The sequence below is a fragment of the Paenibacillus sp. 7516 genome (assembly GCF_002272715.1).
Classification (GTDB): Bacteria; Bacillota; Bacilli; order Paenibacillales; family Paenibacillaceae; genus Paenibacillus; species Paenibacillus illinoisensis_A.
This window is the reverse complement of the sequence record NZ_NPBI01000001.1, coordinates 1-16,705: the sequence shown is the minus strand read 5'-3', so window position 1 is coordinate 16,705 and position 16,705 is coordinate 1. Positions and strand designations below refer to the sequence as shown.

General features: G+C 43.1%; 19 protein-coding genes. 4 read left to right on the top strand and 15 right to left on the bottom strand.

Annotated features, from left to right (window positions below; genetic code table 11):
• From CHI14_RS00090 to zwf, 3 genes are all read right to left on the bottom strand, one after another.
• Positions 1–627: NAD(P)-binding domain-containing protein (locus CHI14_RS00090; protein ID WP_170947966.1), on the bottom strand; the 627-nt coding region annotated here is incomplete at its 3' end.
• Positions 628–701: 74 nt separating this feature from the next.
• Positions 702–1,367: a fructose-6-phosphate aldolase gene (gene fsa / locus CHI14_RS00085; RefSeq protein WP_095286388.1), complete on the bottom strand. Its 666-nt coding sequence runs from the start codon at positions 1,365–1,367 to the stop codon at positions 702–704.
• Between the two features lie 32 nt (positions 1,368–1,399).
• Positions 1,400–2,923: a glucose-6-phosphate dehydrogenase gene (gene zwf, locus CHI14_RS00080; protein ID WP_095286387.1), complete on the bottom strand. Its 1,524-nt coding sequence runs from the start codon at positions 2,921–2,923 to the stop codon at positions 1,400–1,402.
• 112 nt (positions 2,924–3,035) lie between these two features.
• On the opposite strand from zwf, the gene CHI14_RS00075 reads away from it, so the two are divergent.
• The gene (locus tag CHI14_RS00075; RefSeq protein ID WP_095286386.1) at positions 3,036–3,920 is read left to right on the top strand and encodes a LysR family transcriptional regulator; all 885 of its coding nucleotides are present in this window, start codon (positions 3,036–3,038) and stop codon (positions 3,918–3,920) included.
• Positions 3,921–4,051: 131 nt separating this feature from the next.
• Here CHI14_RS00075 and CHI14_RS00070 read toward each other — a convergent pair whose 3' ends face one another.
• Entirely contained in the window at positions 4,052–4,735 is a 684-nt protein-coding gene (locus CHI14_RS00070) for a hypothetical protein (protein WP_095286385.1), read from the bottom strand.
• Positions 4,736–4,886: 151 nt separating this feature from the next.
• Positions 4,887–5,459: a cupin domain-containing protein gene (locus CHI14_RS00065; RefSeq protein ID WP_095286384.1), complete on the bottom strand. Its 573-nt coding sequence runs from the start codon at positions 5,457–5,459 to the stop codon at positions 4,887–4,889.
• Positions 5,460–5,642: 183 nt separating this feature from the next.
• Here CHI14_RS00065 and CHI14_RS00060 point away from each other — a divergent pair, with 183 nt between their 5' ends.
• Positions 5,643–6,365, top strand: coding sequence for a hypothetical protein (locus CHI14_RS00060; RefSeq protein ID WP_095286383.1), 723 nt, complete (start codon positions 5,643–5,645; stop codon positions 6,363–6,365).
• 129 nt (positions 6,366–6,494) lie between these two features.
• On the opposite strand, the gene CHI14_RS00055 is transcribed toward CHI14_RS00060, so the two are convergent.
• On the bottom strand, positions 6,495–7,568 hold the full coding sequence (locus tag CHI14_RS00055) for an ankyrin repeat domain-containing protein (RefSeq protein ID WP_249280940.1): 1,074 nt from the start codon (positions 7,566–7,568) through the stop codon (positions 6,495–6,497).
• Between the two features lie 183 nt (positions 7,569–7,751).
• On the opposite strand from CHI14_RS00055, the gene CHI14_RS00050 reads away from it, so the two are divergent.
• A complete protein-coding gene (locus CHI14_RS00050; RefSeq protein ID WP_095286382.1) occupies positions 7,752–8,774 on the top strand; it encodes a serine hydrolase domain-containing protein in 1,023 nt (340 codons plus the stop codon).
• Between the two features lie 96 nt (positions 8,775–8,870).
• On the opposite strand, the gene CHI14_RS00045 is transcribed toward CHI14_RS00050, so the two are convergent.
• From CHI14_RS00045 to CHI14_RS30605, 6 genes are all read right to left on the bottom strand, one after another.
• Positions 8,871–9,899, bottom strand: coding sequence for a serine hydrolase domain-containing protein (locus tag CHI14_RS00045; RefSeq protein WP_095286381.1), 1,029 nt, complete (start codon positions 9,897–9,899; stop codon positions 8,871–8,873).
• Positions 9,900–9,945: 46 nt separating this feature from the next.
• On the bottom strand, positions 9,946–10,500 hold the full coding sequence (locus CHI14_RS00040; RefSeq protein ID WP_095286380.1) for a CPCC family cysteine-rich protein: 555 nt from the start codon (positions 10,498–10,500) through the stop codon (positions 9,946–9,948).
• 93 nt (positions 10,501–10,593) lie between these two features.
• Entirely contained in the window at positions 10,594–10,962 is a 369-nt protein-coding gene (locus tag CHI14_RS00035; RefSeq protein WP_095286379.1) for a hypothetical protein, read from the bottom strand.
• 152 nt (positions 10,963–11,114) lie between these two features.
• Positions 11,115–11,558: a hypothetical protein gene (locus CHI14_RS00030; RefSeq protein ID WP_095286378.1), complete on the bottom strand. Its 444-nt coding sequence runs from the start codon at positions 11,556–11,558 to the stop codon at positions 11,115–11,117.
• Positions 11,559–11,787: 229 nt separating this feature from the next.
• Positions 11,788–12,462 (bottom strand): DUF1361 domain-containing protein, encoded by a 675-nt coding sequence (locus CHI14_RS00025; protein WP_249280939.1) that lies wholly within the window; start codon positions 12,460–12,462, stop codon positions 11,788–11,790.
• A gap of 76 nt (positions 12,463–12,538) precedes the next feature.
• The gene (locus CHI14_RS30605; RefSeq protein ID WP_283163779.1) at positions 12,539–12,664 is read right to left on the bottom strand and encodes a hypothetical protein; all 126 of its coding nucleotides are present in this window, start codon (positions 12,662–12,664) and stop codon (positions 12,539–12,541) included.
• Positions 12,665–13,126: 462 nt separating this feature from the next.
• On the opposite strand from CHI14_RS30605, the gene CHI14_RS00020 reads away from it, so the two are divergent.
• Complete coding sequence (locus CHI14_RS00020; RefSeq protein WP_095286376.1) at positions 13,127–14,080, top strand: hypothetical protein; 954 nt, start codon at positions 13,127–13,129, stop codon at positions 14,078–14,080.
• Between the two features lie 84 nt (positions 14,081–14,164).
• Here the strand turns inward: CHI14_RS00020 and CHI14_RS00015 are convergent, their stop codons facing one another.
• The 3 genes from CHI14_RS00015 to CHI14_RS00005 form a co-directional block, all read right to left on the bottom strand.
• Positions 14,165–15,097 (bottom strand): sigma-70 family RNA polymerase sigma factor, encoded by a 933-nt coding sequence (locus tag CHI14_RS00015; protein ID WP_095286375.1) that lies wholly within the window; start codon positions 15,095–15,097, stop codon positions 14,165–14,167.
• Positions 15,098–15,133: 36 nt separating this feature from the next.
• Positions 15,134–15,580, bottom strand: coding sequence for a carboxymuconolactone decarboxylase family protein (locus CHI14_RS00010; protein ID WP_095286389.1), 447 nt, complete (start codon positions 15,578–15,580; stop codon positions 15,134–15,136).
• A 91-nt stretch (positions 15,581–15,671) separates the two neighbouring features.
• On the bottom strand, positions 15,672–16,478 hold the full coding sequence (locus CHI14_RS00005; RefSeq protein ID WP_095286374.1) for a cupin domain-containing protein: 807 nt from the start codon (positions 16,476–16,478) through the stop codon (positions 15,672–15,674).
• Positions 16,479–16,705: the final 227 nt, after the last annotated feature.

Sequence of the window (16,705 nt, the reverse complement as noted above, 5' to 3'; positions counted from 1 at the left end):
GACATTCAGGACGGATTTGAGCAGGTGGTACGCTTCACCAATCAACTGCATATCTCCGTATTCAATACCGTTATGCACCATTTTGACGTAGTGTCCGGCACCATCCGGTCCGATGTACGTGCTGCAGGCATCATCGCCAACTTTGGCAGAGATCGCTGTCAGAATCGGTTCAACCAGTTGATAGGCACTTTCTTGACCACCTGGCATGATTGCCGGGCCTTTCAGTGCGCCTTCTTCACCGCCGGATACACCAGCGCCAATGAAACGGAATCCTTTCTCTTCCAGCTCTTTGCTGCGACGTTGCGTGTCAGGGAAGTAGGCGTTACCTCCATCAATAATGATGTCGCCCTCATCCAGATGAGGCAGCAATTGTTCAATCGTCGCATCAGTCGCTTTACCGGCTTGAACCATGATCAGAATTTTGCGTGGGGATTCCAGGGATGCCACGAACTCTTCAATGGAGAACGCGCCAGTCAGGTTTTTACCCTCAGCTTCTTTCAGAAGATCATTCGTTTTCTCCGGGGAACGGTTGAACACCGATACGGAAAATCCTTTACTTTCAATATTCAGGGCCAAGTTTTTGCCCATTACTGCAAGTCCAATAACACCAATCTGTTGTTTACTCATTATGTCCTCCCCATGCTCCTTGTTTTATAAGAAACGTTTAGTTTGTTTGAATTCGCTATTTCGGGAAGTTACCCTTATTGAACTGTTTTTTTCCAGTCCGCTGCGAATTTATCCATGCCTTGATCTGTCAGTGGGTGTCTGGAAATTTGTTCAATTACAGAGAATGGAACCGTAGCAATATGTGCTCCAGCCATCGCTACACGTGTAACGTGGTCTGGATGTCTTACGGAAGCCGCGATAATTTGAGCATCCAGGTTATGTGTACGGAACAATTCAGCTACTTTGGCAACCAATTGAACACCATCTTCCGAAATATCATCCAGACGTCCAAGGAATGGAGATACATACGTAGCACCTGCACGTGCAGCCAGAAGGGCCTGATTCACAGTGAAGATCAACGTTACGTTGGTTTTCACACCTTTTTTGGTCAGGTAACGGCAAGCTTCAAGTCCTGCAAGTGTCATTGGCAGCTTGATTGTAATGTTTTTGTCGTTATTGTTGATTTTGATCAGTTCGTTCGCTTGAGCGATCATTTCTTCAGCTGTAAGGGCATCTGGTGTTACTTCTGCAGATACGGATTCAACTTCAGGTACTTCACGCAAAATTTCCTCAATGCGATCTTCAAATTTAATGCCTTCTTTGGCTACCAATGATGGGTTAGTTGTTACACCAGACAGGACGCCGATTTTATATGCTTTTTTGATGTCTTCCAAGTTTGCTGTATCGATGAAAAATTTCATGTTAAAACCCTCCAGTTAATTTGTGTTTTGAATTACAAGTTTGAATTGACAGCGAGTGGTGCAGCCAGTACATCTTCAGCAGAATGTTCTGACGGCTCATCGAACCACCAGTGATGACCTTCGGCAGCAAGCATCTCGTCTGATTCCACAGGACCATAGCTACCTGCAGGGTAGAGATGAAGTGGCAGCAGATTCTCCTCAAATGCCTCCAAGATCGGTTGAACCCAAGCCCAGGACAATTCAACTTCATCCCAATGAGCGAAAAACGTGGGATCCCCTTGAAGGGCATCACGGATCAGGTTCTCATATGCTTCGGCCAGATCTTCCCGATCAGGTGCCAAATCAATGTGAACCGGCTTGAACTCCCCTTTGTTCTGAGGGTCGCTCGCATTGAGCTGAAGCGTCATGCTTTGATCAGGACTCATTTCAATGACAAGCAGATTCGGTTTGGAGCCATTGCTCTTCACTGCATTGGACTGACCAGACGGTTCCTTGAATTCGATGACAATACGTGTTGATTTCTCCTTCATTCGTTTACCTGTGCGGATATAGAATGGAACCCCGCGCCAGAAGAAGTCATCAATCTGCAATTTCGCAGCAATAAAGGTATCGTTCATTGTATTTTCGGCAACGCCCGGCTCGGCAGCATACGCGCTTACCGCTTTGCCTTGGATGAATCCTTCAGCATATTGTCCACGAATCACGCTTGCACCCACATTTTGTTTCTGCAGCGGCTCGATCGATTCCATAATATGCTTTTTCTTCTGCCCAACCTTTTCTGTCGTGCTGTTGTATGGAAGCTGGATGGCCATCATCATGAGCAATTGCAGCATGTGATTCTGGAACATATCCCGCACGGCTCCTACATGATCATAGTAAGAAGCACGTTCCTCCACGCCAACAGTCTCATTGGCCGTGATTTGCACGTTGGAGATGTAACGGTTGTTCCACAATGCTTTCATGATCGGATTGCTCTGATGCAAGGTTTCCAAACGCTGTACCATCGGTTTGCCGAGATAATGGTCAATCCGATAGATCTCTTCTTCCGTGAACGCCTCACTCAGTTTGCGATTAAGATCACGGGCCGATTGCAGATCATGTCCAAACGGTTTCTCAATTACGAGTCTCTTCCAGCCTGCAGTGGATCCAAGTCCGCTGCTTTGGATATTTTCGGCGATCGGTTCGAAGAATTCTGGGCCGACAGACAGATAGAACAAGCGATTGGACGGAATGCCCAGCTCTGCTTCTCTCTGTTCAACCAATTTTAACAGCTGTATATAATCTTCCTTATGGCTAATATTCAATACATTGTATCGAAAAGCCTGCACGAACGACTTCACACGTTCTGGATCCGGCTCGCGTCTAGAGAATTCATTCAGTGACTTTTCAACTTGTGCCTGAAAAAATTCATCAGACCATTCTCTGCGGCCCAGGCCAATCAGTGAGAAGGTTTCAGGAAGTTTCTGCTCAATATATAAATTGTATAAGGCAGGATATATTTTTCTTTTGGCTAAATCGCCAGTAGCACCAAATAAAATAATGCTCGTTGGTTCCATTTCACCGTTCTCCTTCCAAGTAACTCTGGTTTCTTTTCTGTAGTTACACTATAATACGTTTTACAGCCATACAAGTAATTAATATATTTCACAGGAGCTATAGACAATATCTATGACAACAAATTATGAGTTATATAAAGTCTTTTACTGGGCTGCCAAAACCGGAAGTTTGACTCAAGCCGCCAAGGCACTCTATATCACTCAACCCAGTGTCAGCCATGCCATTAAGCAGTTGGAGGAGAGTTTCGGCCTTACGTTGTTTTATCGAAATTCCAAAGGGGTGGCATTGACGCAGGAAGGCGTTAGCCTATATTCCTATATTGAACAATCCCAGATACTGATTTCTCTAGCAGAAGAGAAAATGGCTGCATTGAAAAGTCTGGACAGTGGAGAGCTCCGAATCGGTGGCAGTGACTCCTTGTTCAAACATTACATGCTCGCCTACCTGGAAGAATTCCATACCCTCTACCCAAACATTAAGCTGCATCTAAGTCATGGGACAACGCCTGAAGTCATTACGTTTCTGAAAGAGGGCAAAATTGATCTCGGTGTTGTACGGATGCCGATTGTTGATCCACAGCTCGAGGTCCGTGAAAGCATACAGCTCAAGGATTGCTTCGTCGCAGGCGAACGTTATGCCCAATTGAAGGACAAAGTGATGACACTGGATATGCTGCTTGAGCACCAGCTTATTCTCTTCTCGCGGAACAGCCGGGTTCGTATGGCCATTACGGAATTATTTAATAGCTACGGTTACACACTAAAGCCTGAAATTGAGGTCGGAAGTGTGGATCTGCTCATTGAATTCGCACGGCGGGGATTGGGTATTTCTTATGTAACCCGTGAATTTATCTCCAAGGAGCTGGAAGAAGGTTCACTGTTTGAAATTCAGCTCGATGTCCCTCTTCCCCCTTCACATGTCGGGATTATGACCAAACGGAACATGCCTATTTCTCTAGCAGCCAACCGATTTATGGATCTCATTTTTAAAAGTTAACTAACTCCTTAACACAAACAAGTGCTTCTACCCCTGATTAGGAAAAGAAGCACTTGTTTTGTTCTAGATAGCGATTATTGCTTTAGTTTTTTTATTGTAGTACTCTTGTAAACCTTTGCGCTGCAGAAAGCTCATAATGTTCCATACATTTGCTCCAGCTCCAGCAGACGGCTCCTGATTCGCTTTGGAATTATCTCAAATAACTCGTCCCATTTGATAAACTTCTCCGGTCCAAGTATATACTCCTCAAACTGCATTGTCGGCACAAAGGCTTTCGTCTGGAGATATTTCCTTACCCGGGCATCAATGACTTCATTGGTCTCATAATCATTTTGAAACAAGTCGTTTACCAACAGGCCGTCACATCCGGCTTGGATACCTGCAGCGGAATACAAATCGGGCAGCAGCTCAAACACGACAGGAAGCGGGGAGAACGCGTGCTTACCTGGCTGTGAGTAGAGGCAGACGTGACGATCAACCATATTCACCCGACCCTTCAGCATTCCGCGCAGCACTTTACCATGAAAACTGGCTTCACAATCCACTACCTCTCCATCATGCCCCACATAGACCCATACATGTTCCATTTCATACAGGTGCCCTATCTCATAATCCCACCATATCGCATACTCAATCACAAATTGCACCGCCTCAACCGGGAAAAGGATCTCCCGCCTAAACGAAGGTGAAGGACCAGGTTTCTCGAGCAGTGAAATACCAACTAAATCTGGATAAAACGGTTCGTTCTGATCAAACATCAGAATGGGCGCATAACTCATCGCTTTTTCCAGCAATACCGTATCTATTGTCGTCATCCATGTTCCCCTCCGTGAACCATATGTATGATTACATGCTAAATCTATATTAACCAAGAATCTTGCATGTGTATATTTGTGCAAAACAAAAGCCCGCAACCAGACACATATACTGGTCACAGGCTTCGCCATCATCTGAATGAAACTAAAGTCAGCCTTTGGTTTTGGATGCTGGATTCACTTGGTCCGAAACGGACTCCACACAACCAATTGGCGGTCCCAGAATCGCATCATTTTGTATGGATGCAACCGCTTGGGCATAGGCTTCTTCATCAATGCAGTAGGCTCTATGTGCCACCTCAGGAGGTGTTGCAGCTAGGAAGTCTGCTCCCAGCACAATATCAGGCGTCGGCTGATCAAAGATGGTCAACAAATGAACATCGTCCGTATCTGCCACAAACCAGTGAAACCATCCTTTGGGGAAAATGGAGACTTGACCGGGTTTCAAATGATAATTAATTCGCCTGCGGGCAAAGGGATCAAACACGGAAGTTGTAATCTCTCCACTAATCAGAACAATCATTTCCGTCGTGTTGGTATGCCAGTGAGGCTGAACAATAATCCCCTTGCTCATGTGTATATTGAAAAAGCCATTTTGAATGGTGGGCAATTGTTCCCCGAATAACTGCGTAACATAATTTCGCGGATCTCGCTGATAGTTCAGTACAGCAGTGGAATCACCCGCGAGCTGAATATTCGGGATTTGCAAAATCGGATTGATCATGCTAATTTTTTCCTCCTTATGGGCGAACATCTCATTGTTGTAATGTATGCCCGGAGCACTGAGATCATGCTGTAAAAAGGGGAGCTGTGCATATCTTTCTTCCTTGGTCTGTCTGTATTTTCTTGTGAGTCATGACGTATATGCGGGTAAGAACATATAAGGACGGAAAGGTGGGGTTATCATTTGAAGTGGAATACAATCACATATCTTGCACTCGGGATCATAGTCACTTTAGCTCTCGCAGCCTATAGTTCAGCTCCTGAGGAGCGTTCGGAGATTCAAAACCCAGAGAACATGCAGGAGCGACAGGAAATCCAGATCGAAAGTTATTCAGCGGCGGAAGGTGAAGCATTATCACAAGGAGCCAGAACTAACAAGAAGTCCAGTGAATCCCTGGAGGGTCAGCCACTGTCCGTTACCGAAGCATCAACAAGCATTATTAAAGCTCTTCAAGAAAAAGACATGGAGACTGTAGCTTCATGGGCTTCAGAGGATGGAGTCCGCTTCTCCCCTTTTGCCAACATTGACCCAGTCCATGATCTGGTGTTCACACCAGATGAGATTAGCGACCTACTGAGAGATCCTACGAGATATGTATGGAGAACCGTACCTGATAATCATGATGACAAAATCAAAATGACCTATGCGGATTATCATCTTAATTATGTGTATAATAAGAACTTTATTCATGATGGCGAAAACGCTGTAAATGTTCTTCTTGGCAAAGATGCTCATCCTGGCAATTTACACGAGATATATCCCGAGGCCAATCATGATTTCGTTGAATTCCATGTTAAAGGCACAGGTGCCGAGGGAAGAGATTGGCATACACTGCGTCTGGTATTTGAAAAGATCGGTCAGGACCACATCCTTGTCGGTATCGTCCATGATCAAGGAAGAACATGATCTCTCTCGGCTTAAGTTGGCTATGATGCCATCCCGATCTGCACCCCCTGAAGCTTGATATACAAGCTTGGTCAGGTAGCTGAATAATAAAAAAAGCCTGTTTCTACTAGGAGAATCAGGCTCTTCAAATTACATATCATCAAAAAAATCGGATATTCTCTTCCACGGATCAACCAGTATATCAGAAAGGGGCGCTATATTCCCATATTCCTGATGTTCTAAATCAACGTAACCAATTACCTTTTTACTGGGATTCCAGACCAGATGAATATGGGAGTATAGCTCTACATCCGCGGATAAACGAAGCAGTTTCTGTCTGCCCATCTTCATCTCCACAGTATCTAGGAGACTAAAGAAATCTATATATTTTATACCTGGCTCGTTATCCGGCAATTCCACTCGCCGTGGCCCTTTGTTAAGAAAATGAACAAGTTCCTTCGGCAGCTTGTAAGGCTTTAACGCATGCAATTTGTTGCTTAAGTCATGGAACTCCTTCGGTTCACGAGCCTTTAGGTATTCGGCCATCTCGTCATTTTTTTGACTAACCGCAATCGTGTATGCCCGTTCCCCGTCCTTTTCCTGAATGGTCACATCTGCCCCCTGTTCAACGAGAAACTGAACCATCTTCATATTGTTGTTACGAGCAGCGACAGTAAGCGGGGTTGCTCTATAAGGATACACCATATCCGGTTCATTATAGTTAATGTCTACCCCTTCATCCAGCAAGTACTTAATCGTTTTCATATCATGGTCTGACACTGCTGTGCGCAATGTTTTCCCACCATATTTTCGAATATCTAGTCCAAGCTCGTTCAGCACAGCTATATTCTTTTTGTTGCCGTAATAGGCTTCATCGAACGCACTCGATTTCACCTTGTTTAAACCAGTCAACTTCGCACCCTTCTGATGCAGATACCGGATAACCTCTTCCCCGCCATATCGGGCTGCGATAAGAATAGCCGGCTTACCTTTCATATTGAGATTAACGCCGTTCTCTACGAATAACTCCACGATCTTCTTTTGATTGGTGATCAAAGAAAGCTCTAGCGGTGTCAAAGCTATGTATTTACTGAGAGAGATAGGTTCCTCCAAGTCCACACCCTCTCTAATCCATTCTTCTACAGCAGCAGTATCTCCCTTATAGATCGCCATAGCGAAATCTGGCAGCGTTTCAAACGTTCCTTGACTTCCAATTTTGAACAAAGGTGTACCCTCCCAATGGTTAATATAAATATGAAAACTACTTTTAATGATCTACTCTATTATAACTTCGATCTAAATTTTTGCCTAAACGGATCTCTTCTCCTTTAGCACATTTGAGCTCTGCACTTTCCTATGCTAATATTATGAACACCTATTTCATAACCAACCTCAGAAAGGAACATTATGAATCCTTCATCCATACAATCCATATTTCAACAACAGATTCCGTCATTGGATCTGCGAAGCTGTCTCGTCAGCATGCAAGGCGAGAACATATACAAGCATTATCGCAATCAGGAAGCAGCAAGTCAGATCGCCAAAGTCAATTCTTGCACCAAAAGCGTGCTGTCTGCACTTATTTGCATCGCTATGGATCACGGATGGCTGCCAGATGCATCTACTCCACTTTCCGCCTTTTTTCCGGCGCTGGCTTCAGATCCTGACCCCCGGAAACCGCTAATCACCCTGGAGCAGCTGCTCACCATGACAGCCGGTTTTAACTGGGATGAGTTTGGCGGACAGAATTCGTTTCCACGTATGACACGCACGGAGCATTGGGTGAACTTTGCGTTGGAACAACATCTTAGTCATACACCAGGAACCCATATGGAATACAATTCGGGGGTCTCCCAAATCCTTGCGGCCATCCTTATGCAACATACTGGAATGAGTGTAGCTGGATTCGCAGAACGATATTTGTTTGGTCCATTGGGGATTACGGAGTATCAGTGGGAGTGTGATCCTCAGGGGGTACATACTGGAGGCTTCGGGTTAAAGCTGCTGCCAGATGATTTGCTGAAATTCGGTCAACTCTTTATGCAGAAAGGCATGTGGCATGGTGAGCGTTTGATTTCAAGTGAACTGGTTACCCGTTCTACAGAAGCATTCATTACTGTGACACCACCGAATCGTGGGAGCTACGGCTGGCACTGGTGGGTCGATTCTTGCAAGAGTGATGAACCATCTGATTTTAGTGGAGAACCTAAACCATCGCCCGTGTCAGAGTCCACCTCCGTTAACAGCGCTGACCGAAACGAAACTGTACTTGACTATTATTACGCTCGTGGATTCGGCGGTCAGTTTGTATACATTGTTCCTCAGCTGGAGCTTGTTACGGTCCTGACGAACGACAAACGAAAAAAGGAAAAGCCTCCGCTGGATGTTTTCCCTAGATTGATCGCTCCACAGTTACTTAGCCTATTGTAGACCGCATCTATCAGTTTATATATAACTCCTTATAACCCCAACCATGACCAGATATTTTCTGATCGGTTGGGGTTGCTCGCTTACATTTTTACTTCGTTACACCTCAAAAAGTGTCTCTTCAATTGCACGTGTTATAGGATATGGACCTGACTCCTTATTGGAGAGTACAACCAGTTGTGCAGCATGTTCAGGATATACCGAAGACATAAACGACACGCCAGGATCAAATCCCATGACATGTATTTTGAAAATCCCTTCATCTTTTTGATCAATCCAAACACCACGTCCATAGTAAGTCTCGCCTTCTTCATGTACATGAGGTGTAATCAAATGTTGTGTAGTCGATTCACTCAATAATTGATAAGTTAACAGTCCATCCCAGAAACGAATCATATCAGGTGCTGTTGTATACGCCCCACCATCGGCCCCGCCCTTGATTGGGATTGAGAATATGTTGGTGTTCCAGGTTCCATCCTCATGGTCGATATATCCGATTGCTGTGTTTCGAGGAAGCTGATCGGTCAAAAAATAACCGGAATTCGTCATTCCGCAACGTTTAAAAATGTGTTCCTGTACATATTCCGTGAAAGGCTGTCCCGATTGTTCTTCCACAATTAAGCCTAACACGATAAATGCCACATTATTATAGTGGAAACGTTCACCCGGAGCTGACTTCATCGGCATATGCCGGAACATCGGTAAAAAGTCGCTCCCATTCCGCATGGAATAGACAGGCCGTTCTTTCCACAATTCAGCGAAATCCTCCATGACCTCTTCGTCAAAGTAATCCGGTATGCCTGAGGTATGCGTTAGCAATTGATGCAACGTAACATTTTTGTCCCATAATGGAAAATCAATACTCAACACATCTTTCAACAATGAATCACCAGACAGTTTACCCTGCTCAATTAGCTGACATATGCTTACTGCCGTGAAGATTTTGCACCCTGATGCAATTCCAAATCGGGTATCGATCTGGTTGAGAAGTTCATCGCTGCGATTCGCGTATCCCCTGCTCAGATTCATGAGAGTCTGTCCGTTTTGTTTTAACAGAACTACACCTGAAAAATCATTAGAATTCATTACTTCTTCCACTTTACGTGCTACATCGGTTATATTCGTCATTTATTATTCACCTACTGTATTAATTTTTCCAAAGAAATATACCTTCTTAATTAGCCTTGTTATAAATCTCATATCGGTTATCCGTTACAAATTCAGCTCCCTTTTCAGAGCAAGCTCCATACTTTTCGTAATTACTCCTGCCTTCTGACAAGGTCATATGGTTGGGTCCACTATATCGGCTTGGATCATTGTTACCATCGTCCTCCCAGAAGCAAACTGGACAAATATCATATTCCCCTCGTTGTTCCAAGGTTTTGTAATTACAACAGGGACAGGGTAATAATTTCTCTACGTAGCCTTCAACCTCAATATGGCTTCCTACTATTTCTGAGACGAGTTTAGATAAATATTCGTTAGGTATTCCGTAGAAACTGCCTTCAGTAACCTTAAATAACAATTCATTATAACGGTTGTCCATTGCATCATTTGTTGGTACATCTGAACTTAATAGTTCATCCTGCAGCACCTTTGAAAAAAGATGAAATTCAGGGTCTTGTTCATCGATTCCCCAAGAATTCCATAACAAGGCCTCACGTTCATCCCTAGTTAGTTTCGAAATATCATTTTCTATGATCAGCTTTATAGCTTCTTTCCTTAACATCATATCACCCCCATATAGACCACATTTTTTAGTGAAATCTGTGTATGCCCTTCATTAAAAGGGCAGTTTACTATGTAGCTATTCTCTATCCTCTTATGATTCCGCTATAAGCCCCTTTACTTTTGATTCAAATACATCCCATTTCAAATCAAACCCTTTCTCAAAGCTCCACCCGTTTGAACGGAGTTTGTCGCCTAAATAAATGAAATTAGCACGTTGCTCATCGTTTAGGATAATATCAAAACTTTCTTCACTATACTTGTACTTATCCAAGTACTCGAACAATTCCCAGAACATATCAACTTTATTATTGTCTTCTTCCAATCCATGATTTAAGATAATTGAATCAATCGCATCATCAAGTTTCTCTGTAACAAGGGTTTCATTTTGCCAATTATGATCAATTTGGTACTGTATCGTCTCTTCTAGTTGAGCTAGATCTCTGTAAATTGAAGAATTCAATAATTCATTTTTAATTTCTTGTTTCCTGCCTGCACGTTCATGATTTTTGAAAAAACGCCAAATTCCCGAGCAGTGAGAATATTAAGATTACTTTAATCCAGTCTGTTTTTTCATGCTCTCCTCTTTTCCTCACCACTTAGATATTCCCAATTCTATCTTTCTATGATCTTTTTTTCGATGACGTAAAATAATAAAAAACCGAATATAAGGCCACTAATGGTATGAGGTGTTGTTCCAGAAGTGATCAATAGATAACCCAAGGGAAAATCATAATAAGAAATAGGTAGACCAGACCAATACAACAGCTGAAATAAAGAGACATAGAGTGAAGGTATGCCGAATATACAGAGCTTAATCCAATTTATTTTCCATTCTCCAGGCTTTCGCAGTAAATCAAATAATCTTAGCAAACCAAGTAATACACCAAAGAACATTGGAAATAAAACAGAAAAAACAATACTAGCTTGAAGTTGATACGTCATGCGAGCTTCTAACTGTAAATATTGTTGATATTTTAACCCAAATATAAAGACTAAGACCATTATTAGTAATATTCCCATATAAACAAACAAGTTATTTAACAATAACTTTTTCATATATTCACCTCACTTAGTTTGATAACCCATACTCCCCAAGTATAGCATTATTTAGAAACATATATTTAATAAACGCTATTTATTATGGTTCTGTTTGTTTTTTACCACTAAAATATCCTGCTCTCTGGGTGAATGTTTCCGATAAAATAAAAAAGCCGCTAAATTAGCGACATTAATGAGAGTATGTTCTTTTCTCTTGACATCTGAAGAAAGCCCCGGCAGTTAATCATCACTTTTTATATGTAGAATTTGCATTAACGAGATAATACAGCGTCACGTAGATAGCGAGAATAAATACGCTAAAAAACAGACAAAACGCAAGCGATGGACGACTGATACTTTCTATCATTAAGTTAAACAGTGTATCACGGTTAGTTAGTGCATCCCAGCTATTAAGTCGGTAGACCCGGCCAAGCAATACACCGTAACTTCCCAACGCACAGCCCGCCAATACAAAGACCCATGATGCTATATTTCCCATTTTCCGATAAATAACTTCTTGAAGCTGATACATGGACAAGAAACCAAGCAGTAAGCCTGTCCATACAAACATCAGCACTACAATCAGATCGTACCAGTACCTGTAATCCAGACCGTTCTCAGCATAATAACGCGAGCTTCGCGCCGTCAAGTGAACAAGATCGGTTACGATATAAGCCGAGTTCGGGAAAAACAACAGCCATATGAGCCCGCTTGCCATTGCAAGCCACGGAGCAGCTTTCCACTTGGCGTAACTAAATCCATATGAAATATAAGAGAAGACGAATGGAATCCAGCCCAAAAACAGATTCCAGTTAAGAAACCGGAAATATCGCTGGTCCAGCCAATCTGCGACTGTAAAATACAAGCCTACCGTGACAACAGTAACCACACTAAGAAATATAAAAACTTTGATATAATTCATGTGTCTCAAGAGGTCTACCTCACTTATTTTCGGAAATGCCGAATGATCTCTTCCTTATCCTTCTGTACACGAAGATTCAGACCTCGTTGGTCACGATACCGTATTGCTCTAGCTCATGTCCGTGATCGAGTACAAGCGGATTGATAACCATTTCTTCCAATACAGACATCGTCAGTTGATATGTATTCCACAGTTTGTCCATAGGAAGAAGCGTCTCATAACGCTTGATCAGCCCATCATTCCGTTCATGATGGATAACTCTGATGTTAGCTGAAGGATTCTTTCATCAAACCATGCTTTCTCCAGGTCTCTAGGTACATTCCGTTGTTATACTCCGAATAGATGCCTTCCCGGTGCATTTTGAATAGCGCGGACGTAATCTTATACGTAGACTTCCTTTGCCTTGCTCCAATCTGAATCCATTCGTAACACCACGCATATCCCTAATATTGTTTATCCTAAAAAAAGTTATATTAAATGCACTACACTAGGATCATACCACGTACTCAAAAAGAATCATAATTCACTTGAATTGTGTACGATCCAGAACACAACCGATGCGAGTTCCTCTAGTTACACATAAAATTCTTACTCAGGTTTACTTGAATTCCTTACCAGAAACTGATTTAATCTATTCACATACCATTTGGGGAGGGAATATTGTATGCGCTTAAAGCAAGCGTTCAGAATGGGTTTTCTCGCTATCACACTAGGTTGTACTACTATTAGTGTCTCCTTTGCGCTCCACGCAGCATTAGCTGCTCCCGTACCAGCTTCCGAAGCCGTATATTCACAATTTCAGATCTACTGGAAAAATGCCCACAGCTCGTCCTCCAGCCTAATTCAAGCTCGTAAATATCTTACGAATCATATCAAGGAAGTAAGTCCATGGCAGGCCACCTTAATGACTCTGCAGCTCGAGAATGTTCAGAACATCAAGCTCGGTAATATGGATGAGAAGATATACGCGGATCCGGTGCAACGTGCGCTCTCCGACGCGCATTCCAAAATTGGTTATGAGCAGAAACTCACTTACAGCAGGCTGCTCAAGGAAATTAAGGACCCTTCCATTCGTTCCCTTTTGCTGAAGACATCCGATCTCGGATTCAAGCTGGAGACCAGCGAAGGCATCTATTATCCCATTATCAATTATGAAGTATACAAAAAGTTCCAACCTTACGTAAAAGCAGACATTGCTGCTTATATTGATATCATGGCAGATGAATCCAATCAAACTACAACTTCGGACGCAGCCATCTCCGTCAGTTGGGATGAACTTATTCGACGTACCTTGGAAAAGGAAGCTTTTCTGACTAATTTCCCGAATTCTAATCGCGCTTCGGCTATTCAGAATTCGCTAATTGTCCATTATATCTTTTACGGAAGTGACAATTCACCAGCGTATGACTGGTACACCGATGAAGAGATTCGTACCCTGGATCCTGAAGTTAAAAAAGCATATGAGAATGCCGTCAATACTAGGGATGACAATACAAAAAGTCTTCTTCTGGATACGATCGAACGGATTCTTGAGCTCCTGAATCAAAACGATGATGAGCTCACACCTCAGATTCAAAAAATAATTGAGTCCGTCGAAGACCAATTCGCCAATTCTTGAATCTGGCTTTGTATAACAAAAAAGCGGCTGTTCCTTTTGCAGGAGCATGCCGCTTTACTTTATTGCAAAGCTCTTTACTATAATTCAATAACGGTTTCCTGTTGTAATTGCAGTCAGTTTATCCGGGTTCACAACCAGATAAACTGCCTCAATTCGTTGTCCCGATAAGTCGGACTGAAGGCATATGACTTCACTTACCTCACCATTGTTCATGAGTGTAACCTGCAATTCTCCATTGATGATAGTTGGCACCCACTCCCGTTCCCTTAATCGGGTAAACACACGCTGTGAAGTCAGAAGAGCTAGGACACCCTTGTGAACCTTCATCGTTCTCATCACCGTATGTACCCGCCCACCACCGTCAGCAGTAAATACAGGTTGTTCAGAGAGCAGATCGAGCATGGCCTTCACATCATATGCAAGAAAGGCAGTGGTAAAACGCGCGAGCAATTTTTCTTTGGTGGCATAATCTAATATGGTCTGATCCTTATCCGGAAGTTGATCCGGCAGGTTACGTCTGGCCCGACTAAAAATTTGACGGCAATTGCTCTCCGTTTTGCCAAGCCAATCGGCGATCTCACGGTACTCGTACTGAAAAGCTTCACGAAGTACAAATACAGCCCGCTCCACGGGTGTCAAACGTTCCAGCAGTACCATATAGGCATAGGAGATCATTTCTTTCTGCTCATAGGTTTGCTCAGGCAGATCCACTGCCTCGCCTATCGGCTCCGGAAGCCACTCACCAACATAATGTTCTCTTTGATTGCGCGCGGAATTTAGCAGATTCAGGCATCGATTTACTACAAGTTTGGCAATGTAGGATTTCGGATTACGGATAACCTCGTCAGATTTGCTTTGCAGCCCTGCAAAGCAGTCCTGTACGACATCCTCGGCCTCTACAACACTCCCAAGCATTCGATAAGCAATGGAGAACGCATACGCTTTATAACGGAGATACAGTTCACCAACTTCCAGAGAAGACTCTTCCGGTTCAGTGGTGAGTTTATCAGGATTCATATGAAGGCCTCCTCTGGCAGCGGTTATTGGTAAGGTTTAATTAAAACAGCCGGGATACATGCCTGTCGTGATTGCAATTCGGTTCCAGTTGTTAATGGTATTGATTGCCATAACCAGATCTACCAGTTCCGCTTCACTAAAGTGTTCCCGAACCTTGTTGTATAATTCCTGAGGAATCCCCTGTTCAGCAATTCGGGTCACGGCTTCAGCCAGTTCAAGCATAACACGTTCTTTTTCTGTAAACAAAGGAGCTTCGCGCCAAACGCTAAGCAGTAAGATATGATCTGTGTAATCACCAAGCTTCATCAGATCTTTGGCATGCATATCAAGACAGAAGGCACAGCCGTTGATTTGTGATACTCTGATTTTTAGAAGTTCATATAATACCTTATCTTCAAATTGACCCGATACAAACTGCTCCATTGCCATTAATGCCTTGAAAGCCACCGGATTCGCTGCTCTGTAATTCATTCTCAAACTCATCTCATTCGCCTCCGTATTGTAGTGTACATACTGAAGACAAATGAGCAGATGAATCTGTGACATTCATTTCAAAAAAAATTATGGAGAATAATTAGTATCTCCAACCGTTACCAATAATAGGACGCTGTACTGTGTACGGCATATAATCTGACTCTGTTGGTACATAAGCCGCATTTGGATTATGCCCATACGTTGGATTCATTGGATCGGGGTAAATATATTCCGGACTTGGCGCGTATTGCATCTGTACATAAGGCTGAACGTTTGGTTGGACGTTTGGTTGGACGTTCGGTTGGACGTTTGGTTGGACGTTCGGCTGGCTGTTTGGCTTAGGCATGTTATCGGTAGCTGGTGACACTTGAGTTGCACAATCTGCAGGCGGTCCAATGAATACGGTCTTTTGAATAGGAGCTAAAGTCTCTTTAACCTTGTTCTCATCCAGACAATACGTATGGGCCAGCACGCTTGCAGGCGTCAGACGCAGAATGTCTGAACCAAATATCGCTTCTGGGACCGGAGCATCGAAAATAGCCAGCAGGTGAGTCTGATCAACCGTCGCAACTTCATAATGCCACCAGCCCTGGGGAACATTCGCTACTTGGCCAGGACTAATAGGTAAGTTTAATAACTCGTTGGTAAAGGGGTTAATGAGGGATACAACAGCGGAACCACTAATACAATAGACCAGTTCTGTTGCATTTTGATGTATGTGAGGTTCAACGACATTGCCAGTACTCAAATAAATATCCAGCAGGGATGCATTTCCCAATGTATTTAGCTGTTTGATCGATAGGGAGTTGATGTAGTTATTTTCATCCTTTTTGAACAATTGATTCTGGTTCACATCATACGTGAACTGTGTGGTTGGTAACGTATAATCCATATAAGAAGTCGCCAAAATTTAACGCCTGCCCTTCGCTCATGGTTTAGGTAAAAACCTATACGCCAGCTTATGCCCTGGGCATATATGCGTGAGCCCATTTCTGCAGAAGCCGATTTCGTGGCAAATGAAATCATGAAAAAACCCTTGAGCCATCTCAAGGGTTCTAATTATAAACAGACAGGATCAAGAGTGGAAAAAGGGGCTTAACCTTTTACTCTCTTGATCCTGTCTGACAATTCTGA

Bases quoted from the DNA above. Each gene is read 5' to 3' on its own strand.
- CHI14_RS30605 (WP_283163779.1), bottom strand. From the start codon at position 12,664: ATGGACAAACTGTGGAATACATATCAACTGACGATGTCTGTATTGGAA.
- CHI14_RS00030 (WP_095286378.1), bottom strand. From the start codon at position 11,558: ATGAAAAAGTTATTGTTAAATAACTTGTTTGTTTATATGGGAATATTA.
- CHI14_RS00045 (WP_095286381.1), bottom strand. From the start codon at position 9,899: ATGACGAATATAACCGATGTAGCACGTAAAGTGGAAGAAGTAATGAAT.
- CHI14_RS00020 (WP_095286376.1), top strand. From the start codon at position 13,127: ATGCGCTTAAAGCAAGCGTTCAGAATGGGTTTTCTCGCTATCACACTA.
- CHI14_RS00040 (WP_095286380.1), bottom strand. From the start codon at position 10,500: ATGTTAAGGAAAGAAGCTATAAAGCTGATCATAGAAAATGATATTTCG.
- CHI14_RS00065 (WP_095286384.1), bottom strand. From the start codon at position 5,459: ATGATCAATCCGATTTTGCAAATCCCGAATATTCAGCTCGCGGGTGAT.
- CHI14_RS00015 (WP_095286375.1), bottom strand. From the start codon at position 15,097: ATGAATCCTGATAAACTCACCACTGAACCGGAAGAGTCTTCTCTGGAA.
- CHI14_RS00075 (WP_095286386.1), top strand. From the start codon at position 3,036: ATGACAACAAATTATGAGTTATATAAAGTCTTTTACTGGGCTGCCAAA.
- CHI14_RS00010 (WP_095286389.1), bottom strand. From the start codon at position 15,580: ATGAGTTTGAGAATGAATTACAGAGCAGCGAATCCGGTGGCTTTCAAG.
- zwf (WP_095286387.1), bottom strand. From the start codon at position 2,923: ATGGAACCAACGAGCATTATTTTATTTGGTGCTACTGGCGATTTAGCC.
- CHI14_RS00070 (WP_095286385.1), bottom strand. From the start codon at position 4,735: ATGACGACAATAGATACGGTATTGCTGGAAAAAGCGATGAGTTATGCG.
- fsa (WP_095286388.1), bottom strand. From the start codon at position 1,367: ATGAAATTTTTCATCGATACAGCAAACTTGGAAGACATCAAAAAAGCA.
- CHI14_RS00050 (WP_095286382.1), top strand. From the start codon at position 7,752: ATGAATCCTTCATCCATACAATCCATATTTCAACAACAGATTCCGTCA.
- CHI14_RS00025 (WP_249280939.1), bottom strand. From the start codon at position 12,462: ATGAATTATATCAAAGTTTTTATATTTCTTAGTGTGGTTACTGTTGTC.